Source organism: Paracoccus sp. MKU1, from assembly GCF_001447385.1.
In the GTDB taxonomy this organism is placed as follows: Bacteria; Pseudomonadota; Alphaproteobacteria; order Rhodobacterales; family Rhodobacteraceae; genus Paracoccus.
The window spans coordinates 1-677 of sequence record NZ_LLWQ01000241.1 but is presented as its reverse complement, the minus strand read 5'-3'; the positions used below and the strand labels follow the sequence as shown (position 1 = coordinate 677).

Annotated in this window: 2 protein-coding genes; both read right to left on the bottom strand. The window is 65.9% G+C overall.

Annotated elements, in window-relative coordinates; genetic code table 11:
• Positions 1 to 338 (bottom strand): transposase (locus AQY21_RS28895; RefSeq protein ID WP_238986918.1); only part of this gene is annotated, 338 nt, incomplete at its 3' end.
• Positions 226 to 576, bottom strand: coding sequence for a transposase family protein (locus AQY21_RS28235; protein ID WP_238986919.1), 351 nt, complete (start codon positions 574 to 576; stop codon positions 226 to 228). The genes AQY21_RS28895 and AQY21_RS28235, both read right to left, overlap by 113 nt.
• Positions 577 to 677 lie beyond the last annotated feature (101 nt).

Below are 677 nucleotides of genomic sequence, written 5' to 3'. Positions count from 1 at the left end.
GGAAGAGCTTGTGAGATTGCCCGGCCATACCCGCCATTCCGATCCCGCGCGACAATCTCGATCTGCGGATGACGTCGCAGCCAGGCGGCCACAGGCGCGGGCTCGCGATCCGGCAGGAGGTCGATGACAGCGCGGCGCCCGAGATCACAGACCAGGGTGCCGTAGCGCTGCCCCTTGCGCCACGCCCAGCCGTCAATGCCGACGACACCCGGTCGCGGAAACGGCTCATGCGCCGGTCGCACTGCGCCTCGCAGGAAGGTGTCTTTGCTGACGCAGCAGAATGCGACGCCCAAGTGCCTGGGCAGGTCGGCCCCCCATGGCCCAACCAAGATATGCAACAAGATCCTGGAAGCGGCCCGTTCGCCGACCATGCGGCTGCGCGAGAGAGACCGGGACTGCCTCGCTAAACGTCTTGACCGGGCATTGCGCAATCAGACATCGGAACCGCCGAACCGAAAGGCGCAGCTGAACAGTTCGGCCGTGGGCGGGCAGATCTGCGAGACTGCGGACATAGCGCCCATGTCGGCGCGCCGACCGGAAGCCGCACTCCGGACAGAACGCTTCGGACCGGATCATCTCCGCATCAACCGAAATCACCGCGCCGTCCACCCTGTATCCGGTTGCGCGCACCCCCTCAGGCAAGAGCCTGGTATCGTAGCGTGCCGGCATGATGTCCA

Bases quoted from the DNA above. Each gene is read 5' to 3' on its own strand.
- AQY21_RS28235 (WP_238986919.1), bottom strand. From the start codon at position 576: ATGATCCGGTCCGAAGCGTTCTGTCCGGAGTGCGGCTTCCGGTCGGCG.